This window comes from Pseudolysinimonas sp. (assembly GCF_057350545.1).
Window position 1 is genome coordinate 33,637 of the sequence record NZ_JBMRCP010000056.1, and the last position, 19,804, is coordinate 53,440.

Annotated in this window: 24 protein-coding genes; 7 read left to right on the top strand and 17 right to left on the bottom strand. The window is 70.1% G+C overall.

Annotated elements, in window-relative coordinates; genetic code table 11:
* Positions 1-55: 55 nt before the first annotated feature.
* Entirely contained in the window at positions 56-415 is a 360-nt protein-coding gene (locus tag ACO1X9_RS07865; protein ID WP_486350268.1) for an HNH endonuclease, read from the top strand.
* A 6-nt stretch (positions 416-421) separates the two neighbouring features.
* Here ACO1X9_RS07865 and ACO1X9_RS07870 read toward each other — a convergent pair whose 3' ends face one another.
* The 7 genes from ACO1X9_RS07870 to ACO1X9_RS07900 all read right to left on the bottom strand — a co-directional run bounded on the left by ACO1X9_RS07870 (position 422) and on the right by ACO1X9_RS07900 (position 6,136).
* Positions 422-1,501: a hypothetical protein gene (locus ACO1X9_RS07870; RefSeq protein WP_486350269.1), complete on the bottom strand. Its 1,080-nt coding sequence runs from the start codon at positions 1,499-1,501 to the stop codon at positions 422-424.
* On the bottom strand, positions 1,498-1,809 hold the full coding sequence (locus ACO1X9_RS07875; protein WP_486350270.1) for a PadR family transcriptional regulator: 312 nt from the start codon (positions 1,807-1,809) through the stop codon (positions 1,498-1,500). The genes ACO1X9_RS07870 and ACO1X9_RS07875 overlap by 4 nt, the downstream gene beginning before the upstream one ends.
* A gap of 9 nt (positions 1,810-1,818) precedes the next feature.
* Positions 1,819-2,343 (bottom strand): prepilin peptidase, encoded by a 525-nt coding sequence (locus ACO1X9_RS07880; RefSeq protein WP_486350271.1) that lies wholly within the window; start codon positions 2,341-2,343, stop codon positions 1,819-1,821.
* Between the two features lie 26 nt (positions 2,344-2,369).
* Entirely contained in the window at positions 2,370-2,675 is a 306-nt protein-coding gene (locus tag ACO1X9_RS07885; RefSeq protein WP_486350272.1) for a cupin domain-containing protein, read from the bottom strand.
* Positions 2,676-2,740: 65 nt separating this feature from the next.
* On the bottom strand, positions 2,741-4,105 hold the full coding sequence (gene phoH2, locus ACO1X9_RS07890) for an RNA 5'-3' helicase PhoH2 (RefSeq protein ID WP_486350273.1): 1,365 nt from the start codon (positions 4,103-4,105) through the stop codon (positions 2,741-2,743).
* Positions 4,106-4,400: 295 nt separating this feature from the next.
* Positions 4,401-5,510 (bottom strand): aminotransferase class V-fold PLP-dependent enzyme, encoded by a 1,110-nt coding sequence (locus ACO1X9_RS07895; RefSeq protein ID WP_486350274.1) that lies wholly within the window; start codon positions 5,508-5,510, stop codon positions 4,401-4,403.
* Complete coding sequence (locus ACO1X9_RS07900; RefSeq protein ID WP_486350275.1) at positions 5,507-6,136, bottom strand: TetR/AcrR family transcriptional regulator; 630 nt, start codon at positions 6,134-6,136, stop codon at positions 5,507-5,509. Before ACO1X9_RS07900 ends, ACO1X9_RS07895 begins: the two co-directional genes overlap by 4 nt.
* A gap of 81 nt (positions 6,137-6,217) precedes the next feature.
* Here ACO1X9_RS07900 and ACO1X9_RS07905 point away from each other — a divergent pair, with 81 nt between their 5' ends.
* Positions 6,218-6,787 (top strand): dihydrofolate reductase family protein, encoded by a 570-nt coding sequence (locus ACO1X9_RS07905; RefSeq protein WP_486350276.1) that lies wholly within the window; start codon positions 6,218-6,220, stop codon positions 6,785-6,787.
* Here the strand turns inward: ACO1X9_RS07905 and ACO1X9_RS07910 are convergent.
* Positions 6,775-7,560 carry an isoprenyl transferase gene (locus tag ACO1X9_RS07910; RefSeq protein WP_486350277.1) on the bottom strand — a complete coding sequence of 262 codons (786 nt, stop codon included), beginning with the start codon at positions 7,558-7,560 and terminating at the stop codon, positions 6,775-6,777. The genes ACO1X9_RS07905 and ACO1X9_RS07910 overlap by 13 nt on opposite strands.
* A gap of 60 nt (positions 7,561-7,620) precedes the next feature.
* On the opposite strand from ACO1X9_RS07910, the gene trhA reads away from it, so the two are divergent.
* The gene (trhA, locus tag ACO1X9_RS07915; protein ID WP_486350278.1) at positions 7,621-8,340 is read left to right on the top strand and encodes a PAQR family membrane homeostasis protein TrhA; all 720 of its coding nucleotides are present in this window, start codon (positions 7,621-7,623) and stop codon (positions 8,338-8,340) included.
* Here trhA and ACO1X9_RS07920 read toward each other — a convergent pair whose 3' ends face one another.
* Positions 8,341-8,550, bottom strand: a complete 210-nt coding sequence (locus ACO1X9_RS07920) for a hypothetical protein (RefSeq protein ID WP_486350279.1) — start codon at positions 8,548-8,550, stop codon at positions 8,341-8,343.
* A 50-nt stretch (positions 8,551-8,600) separates the two neighbouring features.
* Between ACO1X9_RS07920 and ACO1X9_RS07925 the strand changes: the two genes are divergently transcribed.
* Both ACO1X9_RS07925 and greA read left to right on the top strand, forming a co-directional pair.
* On the top strand, positions 8,601-9,020 hold the full coding sequence (locus ACO1X9_RS07925; protein WP_486350280.1) for a DUF4307 domain-containing protein: 420 nt from the start codon (positions 8,601-8,603) through the stop codon (positions 9,018-9,020).
* Between the two features lie 77 nt (positions 9,021-9,097).
* A complete protein-coding gene (greA, locus tag ACO1X9_RS07930; RefSeq protein ID WP_486350281.1) occupies positions 9,098-9,589 on the top strand; it encodes a transcription elongation factor GreA in 492 nt (163 codons plus the stop codon).
* A gap of 4 nt (positions 9,590-9,593) precedes the next feature.
* Here the strand turns inward: greA and ilvA are convergent, their stop codons facing one another.
* The 6 genes from ilvA to ACO1X9_RS07960 are packed head-to-tail and all read right to left on the bottom strand — an operon-like array spanning position 9,594 to position 16,026.
* Complete coding sequence (ilvA, locus tag ACO1X9_RS07935) at positions 9,594-10,844, bottom strand: threonine ammonia-lyase (protein WP_486350282.1); 1,251 nt, start codon at positions 10,842-10,844, stop codon at positions 9,594-9,596.
* Entirely contained in the window at positions 10,834-12,081 is a 1,248-nt protein-coding gene (locus ACO1X9_RS07940; protein ID WP_486350283.1) for an AI-2E family transporter, read from the bottom strand. Before ACO1X9_RS07940 ends, ilvA begins: the two co-directional genes overlap by 11 nt.
* Positions 12,082-12,108: 27 nt before the next feature.
* The gene (locus tag ACO1X9_RS07945) at positions 12,109-13,218 is read right to left on the bottom strand and encodes an ABC transporter ATP-binding protein (RefSeq protein WP_486350284.1); all 1,110 of its coding nucleotides are present in this window, start codon (positions 13,216-13,218) and stop codon (positions 12,109-12,111) included.
* The gene (locus ACO1X9_RS07950) at positions 13,215-14,039 is read right to left on the bottom strand and encodes an ABC transporter permease (protein WP_486350285.1); all 825 of its coding nucleotides are present in this window, start codon (positions 14,037-14,039) and stop codon (positions 13,215-13,217) included. The genes ACO1X9_RS07945 and ACO1X9_RS07950 overlap by 4 nt, the downstream gene beginning before the upstream one ends.
* Positions 14,036-14,902, bottom strand: a complete 867-nt coding sequence (locus ACO1X9_RS07955; protein WP_486350286.1) for an ABC transporter permease — start codon at positions 14,900-14,902, stop codon at positions 14,036-14,038. The genes ACO1X9_RS07950 and ACO1X9_RS07955 overlap by 4 nt, the downstream gene beginning before the upstream one ends.
* 11 nt (positions 14,903-14,913) lie before the next feature.
* Positions 14,914-16,026, bottom strand: coding sequence for an ABC transporter substrate-binding protein (locus ACO1X9_RS07960; RefSeq protein ID WP_486350292.1), 1,113 nt, complete (start codon positions 16,024-16,026; stop codon positions 14,914-14,916).
* 142 nt (positions 16,027-16,168) lie between these two features.
* On the opposite strand from ACO1X9_RS07960, the gene ACO1X9_RS07965 reads away from it, so the two are divergent.
* Entirely contained in the window at positions 16,169-17,371 is a 1,203-nt protein-coding gene (locus ACO1X9_RS07965) for a winged helix-turn-helix domain-containing protein (protein ID WP_486350287.1), read from the top strand.
* A 72-nt stretch (positions 17,372-17,443) separates the two neighbouring features.
* Entirely contained in the window at positions 17,444-18,541 is a 1,098-nt protein-coding gene (locus ACO1X9_RS07970) for a hypothetical protein (protein WP_486350288.1), read from the top strand.
* Between the two features lie 44 nt (positions 18,542-18,585).
* Here the strand turns inward: ACO1X9_RS07970 and ACO1X9_RS07975 are convergent, their stop codons facing one another.
* Positions 18,586-19,473 carry a M48 family metalloprotease gene (locus tag ACO1X9_RS07975; protein ID WP_486350289.1) on the bottom strand — a complete coding sequence of 296 codons (888 nt, stop codon included), beginning with the start codon at positions 19,471-19,473 and terminating at the stop codon, positions 18,586-18,588.
* Positions 19,474-19,554: 81 nt separating this feature from the next.
* Positions 19,555-19,804: LemA family protein (locus ACO1X9_RS07980; protein WP_486350290.1), on the bottom strand; the 250-nt coding region annotated here is incomplete at its 5' end.

Sequence of the window (19,804 nt, forward strand, 5' to 3'; positions counted from 1 at the left end):
GCAACTCGCGGGCGCGCAGCTGCCGAGCGTCGGGCCGCGGTGCGACACTGACCGCGTGCCCGTCAACCGCTCCCGCCGCGCCGTCGCCGCCAGGCGACGCTACCGACGGTTCCTCGCGGCCGACAACGACCTCACGCCGGCCGAATGGATGTCGATCCGCGTCGCGTGGGGATGCTGCGCCTACTGCGGAGTGGTCGCCGACGACCTGCAGAAGGACTGCGTGCTCCCCCTCTCCCGGGGCGGCCGCTACACGCTCGAGAACGTCGTACCGGCCTGCCGATCGTGCAATGCGAGCAAGAGCAACGACGAGGTGACGGGATGGTTGCGGCGCACCCGCCGCGACGAGCCCGCGTTCCTGCTCCGCTGGGCCGAGGTCATGGTCGGGCTGCGCGACCCGGACCCTGCGGCGGGCTGACGACGCTCACACCGGGGCGGGAGCCCCCTCGGGCGGCGCGGGCTCGATCCTGACGAACGAGACGAGCACCGAGCCGGCGAAGGCGAGCATCCCGATGACCGCGAGCACGGCGCCCGATCCCGCGGCATCGCCCCCGCTCGTGGCGAAGGCGTCGGCGATGCCCATGCCCATCGAGAAGCCCGGGAGGAACACGAGGGCGACCACGCCGCCCACGAGAAGCAGACCGAGCGCCACCAGGCGCCGCCGAGTGCGGAACCGTGCCCAGCGACGCGCCGGCGCGAGCGCGAACGTCGAGTAGGCGGCGGCGCCGAGACCGACGAGCACCGCGACCGCGACGATCCACGGTGTCGGTCCGCCGCCGGGGCCCTCGCCTGCGGCCGCCAGACCCGCGTAGACCTCGGCGAGGGTCATGCCGGGCAGCTTGGCGAGTGGGTTCCAGACGAAGACGTGCGCGAGTCCGACTGCTGCGACGGTGAATGCGACGACCGGCACCACCACTCCCGCCGCGACCCGGAACCACCGCACGGCGCGTCGTCCTCCCGTGAGCAGCAGTGCGAGCGCGATGAGCCCGCCGACGCCCGGCACCGCCGCGAGGATGACGAGCATGGCGCCGACCCGCGAGAGCACGACCGCGAGCAGCGCGAGGGCCGCGAGCACCACGAGGATCGCCGCCCCGAGCCGCCGCGCGACGACCGCCACCTGCAGCGCCCCGACCGTCGCGATGACCGCACCGACGGCCAGCACGGCGACGAGGGTGGCGACGACCGCGGCCAGCGCCGGGAGGCCCGGGAAGCCCGCGTACGCGTCGGAGCCGATCGCGAGAAGCGCAGCCGCGAATCCGAATCCCGCCGCCGCGCGCACCCGCAGCGCGAACGCGCGGGAGAGCGTCATCCCGAGAGCCGCCGGGTGGAGTCGGTCGATCGTCACGGCCGTCGAGAGCGCGCCGAGTGCGATCGAAGATCGGGCGACGCCCGCCTCGTCGGCCCCCGCGAGGTCGGCGAGCCACTCCTCGCGATAGCGGGCTCGCACGAGTGCCGGAAGGCTGCGTGCCGCGAGCCGCACGACGGCACCGGAGAGCCCGCTCATGCGCCGGCCATCCCGGGACGCATGGCCGGCCGGGTCGCGGGCGCGCGGGTGACCGCCGCACGTGCGGCCTCCGCTCCGTCGGCGGTGAGGCGGTACAGCCGGCGCCGTGGACCGCTGCGGTCGGGGTCGTCCTCCCATTCCGAGTCGACCCACCCCGCGCGCTCGAGCCGTTCCAGGATGGGGTAGACGCTGCCCGCCGGGCGTGACGTGAGGCCGACGATGCGCAGGCCCCAGATGTGCTCGGGCTCGCCGAGCAGGGCCGCGAGCACGTCGAGGGTGGCGGGGGTGAGGCGGCTGAGCGGCTCCATCCCACAAATCTACCTATATAGAGATAGAGCGCAAACCGCGACGAGCGCGCCCACGAACCCGAGCAGCAGGAACGGTCCGAACGGGATGCGCGCAGCCCTCCCCCGCCGCATCAGCACGACCAGCGACACGACGCCGCCGCTCAGGAACGCGATCACCGGCGACGCGAGCGCGACGGTCACCGTCGGCGACGCGAGCCCCAGCACTGCGGCGAGCTTCACATCGCCCATCCCCATGCCCCCGGTGAGCGCGAGCAGGAACAGCATCCCGCCGTACGCCGACCCGGCGACGAGCGGCACGAGCGGGAAGGCCCCGGTCGTCGCCCACGACCCGGCCACCGCGAGCAGTCCGACGACGAGCCCCGGCACGACGAGCCGGTTCGGCAGCCGATGTTCGGCCAGGTCGATCCTCGTGAGCTCCGGCGCCACCGCGGCGACGTAGAGAGCCGGGATGGCGGCGACCAGCGGGCCGATCGCGAACCACGCGAGCACCCCGAGCGCGAGCGTCAGCGGAAGCTGCCACCCGATCCGTCGCATGCCCGGATGCTAACCGCGACGGCCGGTCAGGCGCGCGATCCCTCCGCAGGGCCGAACACGACGACCGTGGTGAGGTCTTCGGTGATGTCGCGGAAGCGGTGACCCTCCCCCGCCGGCACGAAGATCACCGAGCCGGGCCCGACCGGCACCGACCCCGTGTCGTCGCCGGTGAACGTCGCGCGACCGGAGAGCACGACGTAGATCTCGTCCTCGGTGTGCGGCGACTGCGGATCGGAGCCGCCGGCGGGGATGCGGTACAGCCCGACGGAGAGGTCGGGCACCGAGAGCTGCTCGACGTAGCCGTCGGCCTCGGAGAGCGGGAGGAGCTGCATCCCCTCATCGTCGCGAGGCGGCGGGCGGCCCGTCGAGAGCCACCCGCCGCCGCGTGGACGTCACCTCACGCCAGCTCGTTGCCTTCCAGCATCTCGGTCACGAGGGCCGCGATGGCCGAGCGCTCCGAGCGGGTGAGGGTGATGTGCGCGAACAGCGGATGCCCCTTGAGCGTCTCGATGACCGAGGCGACGCCGTCGTGGCGTCCGACCCGCAGGTTGTCGCGCTGGGCGACGTCGTGGGTGAGCACGACGCGGGAGTTCTGTCCGATCCTCGAGAGCACCGTGAGCAGCACGTTGCGCTCGAGCGACTGCGCCTCGTCGACGATCACGAACGCGTCGTGCAGCGACCGGCCGCGGATGTGCGTGAGCGGCAGCACCTCGAGGATGCCGCGTTCGACGACCTCCTCGAGCACGTTGTCGGACACGAGGGCGCCGAGGGTGTCGAAGACCGCCTGCCCCCAGGGGTTCATCTTCTCGTCCTTGTCGCCGGGCAGGTAGCCGAGTTCCTGACCGCCGACCGCGTAGAGCGGACGGAAGACCATGATCTTGCGGTGCTGCTGCTTCTCGAGCACGGCCTCGAGTCCGGCGCACAGCGCGAGCGCCGACTTGCCCGTGCCGGCGCGGCCGCCGAGGGAGACGATGCCGATCTCCGGGTCGAGCAGCAGGTCGATCGCGAGGCGCTGCTCGGCGCTGCGACCGTGGAGCCCGAAGACATCCCGATCACCGCGCACCAGCTTGAACTCGCCCTTGCCGGAGACCCGGCCGAGGGCAGACCCGCGATCGGAGTGCACCACGAGCGACGTGTTGATCGGCAGATCGGCGACGGCGCGCGACGACATCGTCTCGGTCTCGTAGAGGTCGGCCATCTGCTCCGACGAGAGGTCGACATCGGCCATGCCGGTGTAGCCGGAGTCGACCGCGAGCTCGGCCTTGTACTCCTCGGCGGTGAGGCCGATCGACGCGGCCTTGACGCGCATCGGAAGGTCTTTCGACACGACGGTGACGTCGAGCCCGTCATTCGCGAGGTTCATCGCGACGGCGAGGATGCGCGAGTCGTTGTCGCCGAGCTGCAGCCCCGAGGGCAGTACCGACTGGTTCGAGTGGTTGAGCTCGACTCGGATCGATCCGCCTTCCCCGGCGGCGATCGGGAAGTCGAGTCGCTCGTGCTGACGGCGCAACTCGTCGAGGTTGCGCAGCGCCTGACGGGCGAAGTAGCCGATCTCGGGGTCGTTGCGCTTGGCCTCGAGCTCGGTGACGACGACGACGGGAAGGACGACGGCGTGCTCCGCGAACCGGAAGATCGCCTTGGGATCGCTCAGCAGCACCGAGGTGTCGAGGACGAACGTACGCTCCCCCTGCTTCGGCTTCCCACCTCCGCCCTTCGAGGCTGCGGTGGTGGTGTTCTGCTGGGGCTTGTCGAGCGCGGGCACTCCCACTCCATCCCCGGGTGTTCCCCCGGTATGTGTTCGGAGCGGCCACTTCAGCACGGAACGAACTTATGTGGCCGTTCCGACCAGGCGCCGTGCCTGATGTCGTCACGCTAACCCCGCCCCGGAGACTCCACCGTGCCGACACGCCCCGGGCGCCGGTTACGAACCTGTGAACTTCACGGAGAGGTGGATGCCGTGAGCCGGTCGCGCAGGCGATCCGAGTGCGCGAGCAGTGCTGGCGGGCGGCATCCGGTCGGGTGCGAACGTGACGCCGGCGCGGCTCTGCGCCCGAACCTCAGAGCGACGTGGAGTAAGAGAGGAGCGCTGCGCGCAGCATCGCGAAAGTCTCCTCGTCGGTCGTGGCGTGAGCCGAGAAGCGCACACGATCGTTGCGGATCGTCGCCGTGATGCCGTGATTGTGCAGCGACGCTGCGAGAAGCGTGAGCTGCTCGGGCGAGGGCTCCACCACGATGATTCCCGCGCGCTCCGCCTCCGCGCGCGGCGAGACGACCGGAAGCGCATACTCGTCGGCGAGGTCGATGATGCGGCTCACCCGTTCGGCGATGGCCGCGTTGAGGGTCGGCACCCCCACGCGCTGGATCTCCTCGAGCGCGGCGGCGAGACGACCGGCGGCGACGGGGTCGGCGTGGCTGATCTGGAACGCGGCGGCTCCGGCGACGGGCGGGGTGACGCGGTCGTACGCACCCTCCTCGCCCGCGACGAAGCCCGACCACACCGGCGTGAGGTGCTCGCGCGCGCGATCGCTCAGCGCGAGGAAGCCCGTGCCCATCCCGGCGCGCACCCACTTCTGGCCACCCGAGGCGACGACATCCGCGACCTCGTAGGGGGCATCGATGACGCCGAAGCCCTGGATGGCGTCGACGATGAGCAGGCGGTCGCCGATGACCTGGCGGATGCCCTCGAGGTCGACGAGGAACCCGGTGCGGAAGTCGACGAGGCTCACCGCGACGGCGACGACCGATGACGTGAGCTGGTCGCGCAGGTTGCCCGGCGTGACCTTGCCGTCCTCGGTCTCGAGCCAGAGCGGCTGGAGCACCCCGAGCGCGTCGGATGCCCGCGAGGCGGCGAAGGTGAGCGACGGGAACTCGGTGGGCGAGAGCGCCACCCCGCCGGTCAACCCGAAGGCGACGTGCATCAGAGCCTGGGATGTGTTGGGCTGGAACACGACTTGGTCGGGGCGGAATCCGCCGACGGCGGCGACCGCGTCGCGCATCCGATCGTGCTGCATCAGCAGTGCGGCCGTCGATCCGAACCGCAGGTGCGACAGCGTGTCGCTCAGCGCCGTCTGCTCCTCGAGCACGGTGCGGCCGACCGGCGCGAGGCGCGCGTAGTCGAGGTAGCCGGGTTCCTCCCCGAACCGTGCCTGATAGTCCCCCAGGTTCACGCCGTCACTTCTCCTCGCTCGATGTGCCCCTCCATTGTGTCGACTCGGGGTCGACGCGGCGATTCGAGCAGGCGATCGACGAGCTCCTCGACGGCCTCGTCCGCTGCGGCTCCGGGGTCGATCGACGTGGTGAGCCGGTCGAGCAGCAGCCCGTCGATCGCGTAGTGGAGGAGGATGATCTCAGTCCGGCCGCCGGGCAGGCCGGCCTCGCGGTTGAACCGCACGTCTCCCTCGAGCCCCGCCCGAAGCCACCCGCCGAGCACGTCCGCCACGTCGGGGCGGCGTGCGGCCTCGAGCCGCAGCTCGAACAGTGCGAGCGTCACGTCGCGTTCGGCGGTGAGGCGCGACACGATGTCCCGGATGTAGTCGCGGAACAGTTGTCGGTCGGGCGCGCGCTCGGCGAGGGCGGCGTGCACGACGGGGTCGGGCGCCAGCCGTTCCCCGATCCGTGCGACGAGGGCGTCGAGCAGGGCGGCGCGCGTGCGGAAGTAGTTGGACGCGGTGCCCGCGGGAGCTGCGGCAGCGGCGTCGACGGCACGGTGGGTGAGCCCGCGGGCTCCCTCGCGGGCCAGCACGTGGATGCCGGCATCCGTCAACTCGCGGCGCCGATCGTCGTTGCGCACCATGGCCCGAGTCTAGCGGCACCCACTACGGCTGTAGTACATTGTCGATCACTCAAGTACTACATCTGTCGTGATTGGAGTCGCATGCGCCCGCTGACCTACTACGTCGCCGTCACCCTCGACGGCTTCATCGCGGCCCCCGACGGCGACGCGAGCGCGTTCCCGGTCGAGGGCGACCACATGGAGGTGCTCATGCACGAGTTCACCGACACCATTCCGACCCACGTGCAGGCCGCCGTCGGGCTGGAGGCCGATTGCTCCCGCTTCGACACCGTGATCATGGGCTGGCTTACATATACGCCCGCCCTCGACGTCGGCATCACCCATCCCTACGCCCATCTCCGCCAGATCGTCGCGACGCGCTCCTCCCGCCACCTGGCCGACGGCATCGAGACGACCGGCGACCCCGTCGGCACCGTGCGAACCCTCAAGCGCGAGCCCGGGACGGGCATCTACCTCGCCGGAGGCGGCGAGCTGGCGGGAGCGCTCGTCGACGAGATCGATCGCCTCGTGCTCAAGCTCAATCCGTTCGTGCTGGGCGAGGGCATCCCGCTGTTCTCGGGCACGGCAGCCCTACGACGGTTTCGTCCCGTCGCGAGCCGCGAGTTCGAGTCCGGGGTGCGCATCACCGAGTACGAGCCTCAGGCTCCGTAACGGCGATCCCTCGTAGCGTAGGCGCGCAGCGCGCGCAGGAAGTCGACCTCACGGAGGTCGGGGCCGAGGGACTCGAGGAAGTAGAACTCGCTGTGAGCGCTCTGCCAGAGCATGAAGTCGGAAAGGCGCTGCTCACCCGACGTGCGGATGATGAGGTCGGGATCGGGCTGGCCCTGCGTGTAGAGGTGTTCGGCGATGAGCTCCGGGGTGAGGAGCTCGGCGAGGTCGTCGATCGATCCGCCGCCCTTGCCGTGCTGGCGCACGATGCTGCGCATGGCATCCGCGATCTCCCGGCGCCCGCCGTAGCCGACCGCGAGGTTGACGTGCAGTCCCGCGTTGCCGGCGGTGCGGTCTTCGGCCGCTTGCAGCACGTCGATGAGCTGCTGCGGCAGCCCCTCGGCATTGCCGACGTGCTGGATGCGCCAGTCCGCAGCGCGCGACAGATCGTCGGCGAGGTCGGCGATGATCTCGAACAGTTGCCTGAGCTCGGTGTCGTCGCGGCCCGTGAGATTGTCGGTCGAGAGCAGATAGATCGTGACGTGACGGATGCCGAGCGCGTCGCACCAGCCGAGGAACTCGCGCATCTTGGCCGCCCCCGCGCGGTGGCCGTGCGCGGCCGTCTCGAGCGCCTGCTCGCGCGCCCACCGTCGATTGCCGTCGATGATCATGCCGACGTGGTGGGGTCGGGGGAGGTCCGCGAGCTCCTTGCGCAGACGAGCCGAGTAGAGCCCATACAAGAGGCCCCGGCCTGATGCGCCCTTCCGTTGTGGCACCTGACTAAGGTAGTCGACGCCTCCCAGGGTGTTGACCGCGAGTCCCCGTACACTCCCCGCATGCCCACCGCATCGACCGAGGTCGAGCCCGATCTGCCCAACATCCCCCTTCTCGACGACGCGATCGCGCATCCCGACGACGAGCAGAAGCCCACCTGGCGCGGTTGGATCCATGCCGCCACGGCCCCCGTCGCGCTCGTCGCGGGCATCGTGCTCATCGTGCTCGCCGACGGCGCCGCTGCGAAGGCCGCGTCGGCGATCTTCATGGCGTCGTCGATCCTGCTGTTCGGCGTCTCCGCGGTCTACCACCGGTTCAACTGGAGCCCGAAGGTCAAGGCCGTGTTCCGCCGGCTCGACCACTCGAACATCTTCGTGCTCATCGCCGGCACCTACACGCCGCTCGCGGTGAGCGCCCTCCCCTTCGACAAGGGCATCGTGCTGCTGTGCGCGGTCTGGGCCGTCGCGCTGCTCGGCATCCTGTTCCGCGTCGTGTGGGTGCACGCGCCGCGCTGGTCGTACGTGCCGCTCTATGTCGGGCTCGGCTGGGCTGCGGTGTTCTACGCCGTCGACCTCGTGTCGTTCAACCCGGTCGCGATGCTGCTCGTGCTCATCGGCGGCCTCTCCTACACCGCGGGCGCGATGTTCTACGGCTTCAAGAAGCCGAACATCTGGCCGGGCCGATTCGGCTTCCACGAGCTGTTCCACACCTGCACGGTCATCGCCTTCCTCTGCCACTGGACGGCGATCCTGCTCATCGTGCTGAACCCGCTCGGCTGGTAGTCACTCGTCGCGCGCGGCGGCCTCTTCGGCATCCAGCTGCTCGTTGATCGCCGCGCGGTAGGTGACGCGACGCGTGCGACGCACCATGTCGACGATGAGCAGCACGACCACGACGACGATGCCGAAGGTGATCACGAACCCCCAGACCCCAGGGGTGACGATGTTCGGATCGATCTCCTCGCCCGCGGGGGGCGTCGACAGCCAGAGCACGGGGAGCCTTCCGATCGGATTAACCTGTAGTCCAGGGTAACGGAGGCAGGATGGTCGACTCAGCGCTCGCGGAGCGGTATGGGCGCACCGACGTCGACCGACGACGACGTCTCACGCTCGCGGTCGTCGCTGCCGTCGGCGTGCTGCTCGTCGTCGTCGCCTGGGTCGTCTGGGTCGGGCTCTTCAGCCCGTCGGCGAGTCTCGAAGCCCGCGACACGGGCTATACCGCACCGGGAGGCGGCGCGCTCACGGAGTCGGACACGAGCGTCGACATCCGCTTCGAGGTCACGACCGAGCCCGGAACGCCCGTGTCATGCGCCCTGCAAGCGCTCAACGAGCAGTTCGCCATCGTCGGCTGGAGGATCGTCGAGCTCGCCCCGGGAGACACGATCACCCGTTCGTTCGTCGAGAACGTACGCGTCACAGAGCCGGCCGTCACCGGGTTGATCTACCGCTGCTGGCTGACCTAGCATGGGGCGATTGCCCGGCTTCGGCCGGGCTCGCGTTTTATCCGGGGCACGTCCCCTCATCCCGCAAGGAGCACCCGATGTCCGACGCCGACGCCACCACCTGGCTCACCCAGGAGGCCTACGACCGCCTGTCCGCCGAGCTCGCCGAGCTCGAAGGTCCCGCACGCCTCGACATCGCCAAGAAGATCGAGGCCGCGCGTGAAGAGGGCGACCTCAAGGAGAACGGCGGCTACCACGCCGCGAAAGACCAGCAGGGTCAGATCGAAGCGCGCATCCGCTCCCTCGCCGCGCTCCTGCGCGACGCAGTCGTCGGTGAGCCCCCCGCGGCCTCGGGCGTCGTCGAGATCGGCACCGTCGTCACCGCCAAGATCGCGGGCAGCGAGTCGCGCTTCCTGCTCGGCAACCGGGAGATCGCGGGCGACGCGAGCGACATCGACGTCTACCCCGCGACGAGCGCCCTCGCCGTCGCGATCCTCGGGCTGAAGGTCGGGGCGACGACGACGTTCACCGCGCCGTCGGGCAAGGACATCTCCGTCGAGGTCGTCAAGGTGGAGACCTACACGGGCTGAGCTCTCAGGCTCGCGTGTCGACCCGCGGGCGGTAGCCGGCGTCCCGCAGATGCTGCAGCACCTCTTCGGCGTGCCGCGTGCCCTTCGTCTCCATGTGGATCTCGATGCCGACCTCGGTGATCTGCAGCCCCGTGCCGTGCCGGGTGTGCAGCACCTCGACGACGTTGGCATTCGCCTCGGAGATGATCTCGGCGATGCGCGCGAGCTGTCCGGGTCGGTCGGGGAGCGGGATCTCGACCCTGAGGTAACGGCGGTCGGCGACGAGACCGCGGCTGATGACGCGCTCCATGATCATCGGGTCGATGTTGCCGCCGGAGAGGACGACGACCGTCGGTCCCGTGAGCTCCATATCGCCGGAGAGCAGGGCCGCGACGCCCGCACCACCGGCGGGTTCGACGACGAGTTTCGCGCGCTCGAGCAGCACGACGAGGGCGCGGGCGATGTCGTCGTCGCTCACGGTGACGACGTCGTCGACCGTGCGGCTGATGATCTCGAAGTTGAGGGTGCCCGGTCGGGCGACCGCGATGCCGTCGGCGATCGTCGGGCCGACGACGACCGGCAGGATCTCGCCCGCGGCGAGCGATGCCGGGTACGGAGCCGCATTGCGTGCCTGCACGCCGATGACGCGGATGTCGCGGTCGGGCGCGGCGAGCGCGAGGGCCGACGCGATGCCGGAGATGAGTCCGCCCCCACCGATCGGCACGATGACGGTGGCGACGTCGGGCACCTGCTCGAGGATCTCGAGCGCGACCGTGCCCTGGCCGGCGATCACGGCGGGGTGGTCGAACGGCGGGATGAACACGGCGCCGGTGCGCAGGCAGAAGTCTTGGGCGGCGGCGTTCGTCTCGTCGAAGACGTCGCCGTGCAGCACGACGTCGGCTCCGTAGCCCTGAGTCGCCTGCAGCTTCGGCAGCGCGACGCCGTTGGGCATGAAGATCGTCGCGCGGATCCCGAGTTCCCGAGCCGCGAGCGCGACTCCCTGCGCGTGGTTACCGGCCGACGAGGCGACGACGCCGAGGGCGCGCTCCTCGGCGGTCAGCTGCGACAGCCGGTTGTAGGCGCCGCGGATCTTGTACGACCCGGTGCGCTGGAGGTTCTCGGTCTTGAGGAACACCTGCTGCCCGGCGATCTCGGAGAGGAACCGCGAGCTCTCCATCGGGGTCACCTCGGCGACGGCGGAGACGCGCTCGCGCGCGGCGTGGAAGTCGTCGAGGGTCGGTCCGGGGAGCGCCGCCCGGTCGAGTTCAGCCCGCACGTCGACGCCCCGGGACGGGAAGCTGCGTGGTGACGTCGGCGACGGTCGGGTGCGGGTTGGTGCGCCAGTCGCCGCGCGCGATGTAGCTGACGGTGTTGTTGAGCACGGCGACGAGCGGCACCGCGAAGAGCGCCCCGGGGATACCCGCCGTGAAGCCGCCGGCGGCGACGGCGAGCACGACCGCAAGTGGATGCACCTTCACGACCGACCCGATGAGCAGGGGTTGCAGCACGTGCCCTTCGACCTGCTGCACGAGGATCACGATGCCGAGCATGACGAGCGCTTCGATCGGCCCGAGGAAGACGAGGGCGACGAACACGGCGACCGCCCCCGAGAGCACGGCACCGACGACGGGCACGAACGAGGCGAGGAAGACCGCGATCGCGATCGGGATCACGAGCGGGAACTCGCGGCCCGTGAACGCCCCGAGCAGGAAGGCACCCACGCCGATGCCGATCGCGTCGATCGCCGCGACGGCGATCTGCACCTTCACGAAGGTCGTGAGCGTGATCCAGCCGGCCTCTCCCCCGCCGATGACCGCGGCACGCGCGTTGTTCGGGAACAGCTTCACGATCCACTGCCAGATGCGGCGACCGTCGATGAGGATGAAGAGCGTCGTGAAGAGGGCGAGCACGAAGCCGGCGAGGATGTGACCGCCGAGAGAACCGATCTCGAGCGCCGGATCGATGAGCGTCGACAGGTTGTCGCCGAAGCTCGCGAAGAGCCCGTCGACGTAGTTCTGGATGTCGTCCTCGCTGACGTCGTACGGCGGTTGCGCGAGGAACGCCTTGAGCTCCTCGAACCGCTCGATCGTGCGTGCCTGCAGCGCGGGGAATCCCGCGCGCACCTGGAACACGATGAGGGTGATGAGCCCACCGATGACGGCGATCACGGCGATCTCGTTGACCGCCACCGCGAGCCACTTCGGCCACCCCTTGCTCTGCAACCAGTTGCTGAACGGCACGAGCAGCGCAGCCAGCAGCACCCCGATGAAGAACGGCACCGCGACGTAGCGCAGCTGCACGATGAGGAAGCCGAAGACCGCGATGAGGGCGAGCACGATGAGGATGCGCCACGACCACGCGGCGGCGACGCGCATGCCGAACGCGACCTTGTCGTCGGGCTTCGCCGGGGCCGCCTGGGCGACGGCGGTGGCCACCTCGGCGGCCTTGCGGACGCGCCGACTGGGCGCAGGACGCTTCGTGCCCTCGGCGGGCGTCTCCTCGGCTCGGGCCACGGAGTCAGTCTAGGTGCGGCTCTCCGGTCACACCGCCGGGGTCGCGCTCACGGGGTTGCCGCGGAACGCCACCCCGACGGCATCCCCGGGGGCCGGTTGGAGCGCGACGTCGTGCTGCACGCTCAGCAGCGTGCCGTCGTCGAGCCTCACCGCGGTGCGTCGCAGCGAGCCGAGGAAGCTCGACGCGACGACGGTGGCCGGGATGTACGCATCCTTCGCACTCTTCGCACCCGCACGCGTCGTGCCAATGGTCAGCACGACATCCTCCGGGCGCACGTAGGCGAGCACCGGCCCGTCGGGCTGCGCGTCGCCGAGCAGCGCGAACGTCGACCCGAACGCCGTGACGACACCACCGGCGAGCACCCCCGGAACGCGGTTCGACAGCCCGACGAAGTCCGCGACGAACGGCGTCGCCGGTCGCACGTAGAGGTCCTCAGGAGTGCCGATCTGCTCGATGCGGCCCGCGCGCATGACGGCGACCCGGTCGGCGACGGCGAGCGCCTCCTCCTGGTCATGCGTCACGAACAGCGTCGTGATGCCGAGCTCGGTCTGGATGCGCCGGATCTGCTCGCGCAGCTGCACGCGCACCTTGGCATCGAGCGCCGACAGCGGCTCATCGAGCAGCAGCACCCGCGGACGGGTGACGAGCGCACGGGCGAGCGCGACGCGCTGCTGCTGACCGCCGGAGAGCTGGTGCGCGAACCGCCCGCCACGTTCGCCGAGGCCGACGAGCTCGAGCGCCTCGTGGGCTCGCGCGCGACGTTCCGCCGCGGCGACCTTGCGCATCCGCAGCCCGAACTCGACGTTCTCGAGCACCGTCATGTGGGGGAAGAGCGAGTAGGCCTGGAAGACCATGCCGAGGTCGCGCTTGTTGGTCGGCAGCGTCGAGACGTCGTCGCCATCGATCGTGATCGAGCCCGCGTCGATCGCCTCGAGCCCGGCGAGCGCGCGCAGCGCCGTGGTCTTGCCGCAGCCCGAGGGGCCGAGCAGCGCGACGAACTCGCCGGGGGCGAGCTCGAGCGAGAACTCGTCGAGGGCGCGCATCGCGCCGTAGGCCTTGACGACGCCGCGCAGCCCGACGGAGGCCGGCGACACGACGAGCGAGGTCGCCGCATGGTGAGGTGTGGTCATGGTCATGGCTTGCTCCGATTTCCGGCCGAACCGATGCGGCCGATGACGAGAAGGAGGACGAAGGCGAGCGCGAGGGCCAGGAGCGCGAGGATCGCGGCGACCCACGGGTCGGACTGCGAGAGCTGCAGGATCGCGGTCTGCAGATTGCGGCGGTTGAGGAGGCTCGCGATCGTGAACTCGCCGAGCACCACGGCGACCGTGATGAACGCCGCCGCCAGCACACCTCGGCGGAGGTTCGGCAGCAGCACGCGCCACACCACCACCGGCCAGCTCGCCCCGAGCGATCGGGCCGCCTCGCTCAGCGTCACGACCGGCACCGCATCGAGGTTCGACTGGATCGCGCGGTAGGCGTACGGCAACACGAGGATGCCGTAGGCGAACGCGAGCGTCCACGTGCCACTTCCGAAGATCGTCACGACGATCGAGTACACGGGCGCGAGCCCGACGACGAGCACGATCGCGGGCACGGTGATCGGGATGATGCAGACGAACTCGAGCACGCGTCGCAGCCGCGGGAACGAGATGTGCACGAGAAGCATCGTCGGGAGCAGCACGACGAGCATGATCGCGACGGTCACCCCGGCGAGCACGAACGAGTTGCCGATCGCCTGGAAGAGCTGCCGGTAGTCGCGCGCGTTCTCGGGATCGAACAGCCCCGTCCAGTGCGATCCGGTGTAGTCGCCCGTGAGCCCGTCGCGCAGCGAGAACTCGAGTAGGGCGAGCAGCGGAACGGCGAAGACGACGCCGACGATCACGAGGATGGCGACGCGCGTGGCGGTCGCCGGCTCGAGTCCGAGCGGCACCGGGCCGGTCAGTCGTCGGCTCATCGTTGCCACCTCGAGGTGCGCGCGGCGAGCACCGAGTAGCCCCACATCACGACCACCATCACGACGATCATCCCGAGCGCGAGTGCGCCCGCCATGTTCTCGCGACCGAGGACGGTCTCGGAGACGAGGGCCGATCGGATCTGCAGCGGCACGATCTGCGAGCCCTGGCTGATCAGCGCGGCCGCCGTGGCGTAGGACGAGAAGGCGTTCGCGAAGAGCAGCAACAGGCTGCCGATGAACGACGGCGCGAGGACAGGTCCGGCGATGCGGGTCCAGAACTTCCACCGGGTGCCGCCGAGCGTCGCGTTCGCCTCCGCCCACTGGGCCTTGAGCCCTTCGAGCGCGGGCAGGAACGTGATCACCATGAGCGGCACCTGGAAGTAGATGTAGACGGGCAGAAGACCGGGGACCTGGTAGATCCAGGGGCCGTCGGCGAAGAGCTCGATCCCGAGCGTGTCGCGCAGCCACAGGGTGATGAGCCCCTGCGTGCCGACCGTCGCGATGAACGCGAACGCGAGCATGACCCCGCCGAACTGGGCGAGAACGCTCGAGCCCGACTCGACGACGAACCGCAGGGCCCCCGCGGGCTTCGCTCCGAGCATCGCGAAGCAGACGAGGGCGCCGACCACCGCGCCGACCACCGCAGTGACGGCGGAGACCCAGAACGAGCTCACGAACGTTCCGAGCACGGCCGGTTCGAAGACCCCCAGGATGTTCGCGAACGTGAACGCACCCTCCTCCGTGAGGAAGCCGGTGGCGACCGCGAGCAGGGTCGGGATGGCCAAGAAGACGAGGACGTACACCGCGAAGGGGGTGAGCCCGAGCAGGGCCCACCCCCCACGCGAACGCGTGAGAAGCGTCATGGGAGGCGCGATCAGGAGATCGCGGCGGCCCACTTCTCGGCGAGCAGCGCGGCCGCGGCCTCGGCCTGCTCGGGCGTCGGCGTGACGAGCTCGCCCTCGAGGGCGCCGAGCACGTCGAGCGCCTCCTGGTCGACGGTGCCGTTCTCCTGCAGCGTGCCGATGGTCACCGGGTAGGCGCCGCCGACGATGAAGAGGTTCTGCACCTCGGCGCTGTAGAGGAACTCCATCCACAGGCGAGCCGCCGCCGGGTGCGGGGCGTCGTTGTTGATGGCCTGGTTGTAGAACGAGGTGTAGACCGTGCCGGGCAGGGTCGTGACCTCCCACCCGTCGACGAGGTTCGCGTACGAGAGGTTGTTGTAGCTCCAGTCGAAGGCGACCTTGATCTCGCCCGACGCGATGGCGGCGTCGGTCACGTTGAGCGGCAGGAAGTTGCCCGCGTCGTTGAGCTCCTCGAAGAAGTCGACGCCGGCCTGGAAGTCATCCAGGTCGCCGCCGTTCTGCACGGTGGCGAGGCCGACCGCGGCGAAGGCCGAGCCCGCCTGCGTCGGGTCGCCGTTGATGGCGACCGCGCCCCGGTAGTCGTCGCCGAGGAGGTCGTCGAGCGACTCCGGCTTCGGCACCTCGTTGGAGTTGTAGCCGATCGACATCGAGCCCGTGTAGTCGTTCACCCAGAGGCCCGTGGCCTCCTTGTTCGCGTCCGGGATCTCGTCCCAGTTGACCACCTGGTAGGGCGCGAAGTAGTCGAGCGAGTCGAGAGCGACCGCGGTGCCGAGGTCGAAGACATCCGGAGCCGTGTCCTGCCCGCGGAGGTTGTCGGCGGCGGCGATCTCCTCGGCCGACGAGATGTCCGGGTCGGCGGAGTTGACGATGATGTCGTACTTCTCCTCGAACAGCGCCTTGATCTCGCCGTAGTTCGCCCAGTTGTCGGGCAGCGCGATGACGTTGAGCTCGCCCTCGGCCTGCGCGGCCGCGATGAGCGCGTCGAGTCCGCCGAAGTCCTCGGCCGACGTGGCGGTGGCCGCGTCGACGTCCGACGGGGCCGGGGTGTCCGAGCCGGCGCAGGCGCTGAGCCCGACGGCGAGGGCGGCCGCAGCCGCGACGCCGACGATGGCACGCGTGGTGATCACAGATTCCTCCGTTGTGGTGGGGATGGCCGCGGCAGACCCGCGACGGAGCGACGGTAGGTGCGCCGATCGACACGCCGGCAGCCCGACGGTGAACAGCGGGCGACGACCAGGTGTCCGCGGCGCTGGCTAGTGTCGAAGCGTGCCGGAGCGGATGTCAGCGGCGAGCGCCCGACGGGTCGCGCTCGCGGCGCAGGGCTTCGGCATCCCTCGCCCCGCGGAGGTCGGAACGCGTCAGCTCAACCTGCTCCTGCAGCGTCTCGGGGTGCTGCAGATCGACTCCGTCAACGTCTTCGAGCGCAGCCACTACCTCCCGGTGTTCGCGCGGCTGGGCGCGTATGACAAGACGCTGCTCGACCGGCTGACTCTCCGGCCGAAGGCGCCGTACCTCGAGTACTGGGCGCACGTCGCCACCTTCGTGCCGCGCGACGACTGGCCACTCTGGAAGTGGCGCATGGCGCGCATGCGCGAGAAGTACACCCGCCCCGGGGAATGGGTTCCCGCGCATCCCGAGATGATGCGGTTCGTGCTCGACGAGTTGCGTACCCACGGGCCGAGGGCGGCGAGCGACATCGAGCACGAAGAGAACGTGCGGCGCGGTCCGTGGTGGGGGCTCTCCGACATCAAGGAGGCGCTCGAGTACCTGTTCGTCTTCGGCGATGTCGTCACCGCCGGGCGGAAAGGGTTCGAGCGCGTCTACGCGCTGCCCGAGCAGGTGCTCTCCCCCGCCCTGCTGAACGCCGAAGTGCCGATCGACGACGCGCAGCGCGAGCTCGTACGCCGCGCGCTCCGGTCGCACGGCATCGGCACGGCGAAGGACATCGCCGACTACTACCGGCTCTACGTGGCGACCACCGCGCGACTGCTCGACGAACTCGTGGAGGCCGGCGAGGCGGAGCGCGTGAGCGTGGAGGGCTGGAAGGCGCCCGCCTATCTGGCGACCGGTGCGCGCATCCCGCGGCGCATCGAGACCGCGGCGCTGCTGTCGCCCTTCGACCCGGTCGTCTGGGAGCGCGATCGGGCTCTGCGGATGTTCGGATTCCACTACCGCATCGAGATCTACACGCCCGCCCCGAAGCGCGTGTACGGCTACTACACGCTCCCCGCGCTCGTCGACGACCAGCTCGTCGGCCGCATCGACCTCAAGAGCGACCGTCAGGCGGGCGTGCTGCGCGTGCAGTCGGCGTGGCGCGAGGAGGGCGCCCCCCGGGATGCCGTGGAGCGGCTCGTGCCCGTGCTGCGGGAGACGGCGGCGTGGCAGGGTCTCGGCGACATCACGGTCGCCGACCGCGGCGACCTCGCACGTGACCTCGCCGCCGCCCTGGGCACCTCCGTGGTCGAGTAGCGGCTCCGCCGCGTGTCGAGGTCCCTCCCCGTCAACCTCTCAGAGGCGCGTGCACGTCGACATGATGTGACCATGATCGGGAAGGCCGCCGCGGCCGCCGCCGCGCTCGTCGCCCTGCTCGCCCTGACCGCGTGCGGCCCGGGCTCCCCCACACCGACCCCGGCGACGACACCCGGGAGCACCGCGACCGCCGACCCCGACGGCGGGGCGACGTCCGGGCCCCCGGAGCTCGCCGCCGACCGCCCGACCCCGCGCTTCGAGACATCGTGCGACACCCTCGTGCCGGCATCCCTGCTGACGCCGATCCTCCCCTTCGCGTTCGAAGCCCACGACGTGCTGCGCACGGAGTACTTCGCGTCCCCCTCCATCCCCCGCCACGGCGCTGTGGCGCAGGTCGGCGGTCTGCTCTGCGAATGGTCGAACGGCGAGCCCTACTCGAGCGAGACCGGGTCGAGCGCGTTCCACGGCATCCAACTCTCGGTGCTGCCGGACGCGACGAGCGGCTGGGAGCTCTTCGCCGGGTACTACGGCTTCGCCCCGACGGCCGACTCCGTGTCGTGCTTCGCGGCGAGCGGAGTGTGCAGCCTCGACGTCCATGCGGACGGCTACTGGTTCTCGGCAGAGATCGCCACCACGGTCGGCGCGGGGACGGAAGCGGCGGTACGGGCGTTCGGCGATCACCTGCAGGCCGCGACCGCAGGCTTCGGCACGCTGCGGGAGCCGTGGTATCCGGCAGGGCTGCAGGTGATCCCCTCCGACTGCGACGTGACCCTCCCGGCGACTCTCGTCGGTTCCGTGTTCGGCTCAGGCCACGAGCTCTACGAGGGCGACGGCGGCGGGGGCTGGAGTCTCTGGGCCGAGGCGATGTCGCGCAACGGTGGCTTCGGCTGCGGCTGGTTCGGCGGCGTCGAGACGATCAGCGTCTCGTGGCAGCCCGGCGGCGCGTGGCTCGCCCGGCACCTCGGCGTGACGACGAACGGTACCGAGGTCGACGTGCCGGCGCTCGCCGCCGACGGTGTCGCGCGGATGACGTCGCACTCCGACGGTTCGTACCGCATCGACCTCGTCGCCCACGGCACCTGGGTGTCGACCGTCGTCAACGGAGCGCCCGACTCCGACGCCGGGGCGCGGCAGCTCGCGCACCACGTCGCGGGGCTGTTCGCCCCGTAGGAGGTCTCGACACGGTCGCTGCGCGACCTACTCGACCACCGAGATCAGAAGCGGGCGGCGTTGCCCTGCAGGCGTGCGACGCGGTCCTGGATCGGCGGGTGCGTCGAGAACAGGCGGGCGAGGAAGCCCGGGCGGTTCGGGTCGGAGATCCACAGGTGCGACATCGACGTGTTGGTGCGCTTCACCGGTCGCCCGTACTCACCGAGCTTCTGCAGGGCCGAGGCGAGCGCCTCGGGGTGCCGCGTCGTGAGGGCGCCCGTGGCATCCGCCAGGTACTCCCGCTGACGCGAGACGGCGGCCTGGACGACGCCGGCGACGATCGGCGCGAGGATCGCCGCGACGATGCCGATCGCGAGGATGATGAGCGCGGCGGGACCGGCGTTGCTGTCGCGACTGCGACCGCCCCAGAAGATCATGCGGAAGATGATGTCGGCGATCAGACCGATCGCGATGACGAGGCCGAACACGATGAGCGAGACGCGGATGTCGTAGTTCTTGACGTGGCCCATCTCGTGGGCCATGACGCCCTCGAGCTCCGAGTCGGTCATGAGTTCGAGGAGCCCCGTGGTCGCCGCGACGACGGCGTGCTCCGGGTCGCGGCCGGTCGCGAACGCGTTCGGCGCCGGGTCGTTGATGACGTAGACCTTCGGCATCGGCATGCCCTCGGTGATCGCGAGGTTCTCGACGATGCGGTAGAGCCGCGGCTCGTCAGACTTCTGGATCTGGTGGGCACCGGAGAGCGCGAGGGTCTGACGGGTCGCCATGAAGTACTGGAACACCGCGTAGGCCGCCGCGATGACGACCGTGATGATCGAGATCATCCAGTCGCCGTAGAGGAAGGTCGGGATCAGGCTGAGGGCGGCGATGATCAGCATGAACAGCACGATGATCAGGATGGTGTTGCGCTTGTTCTTCGCGATCGCGGAGTACATGTTCTTCAGTTCCTCGAGAGCCGGGGTCCGGGTATGAAACGACTCCGCCGGTCAGTCAACCGGCGGAGCCTGAGTCACTTCTTAGAATTGAACCTTCGGCGGCTCCGCGATGGCCGACGGCTCGTCGACCTCGAAGAACTCGCGCTCGTGGAAGCCGAGGCCGCGCACGAAGAGCGTGTTCGGGAAGACTTTGATCTTCGTGTTGAGCTCGCGCACGCCGCCGTTGTAGAAGCGACGCGACGCCTGGATCTTGTCCTCGGTGTCGACGAGCTCGCCCTGGAGCTGGAGGAAGTTCTGGTTGGCCTGCAGCTGCGGGTACGCCTCGGCGACC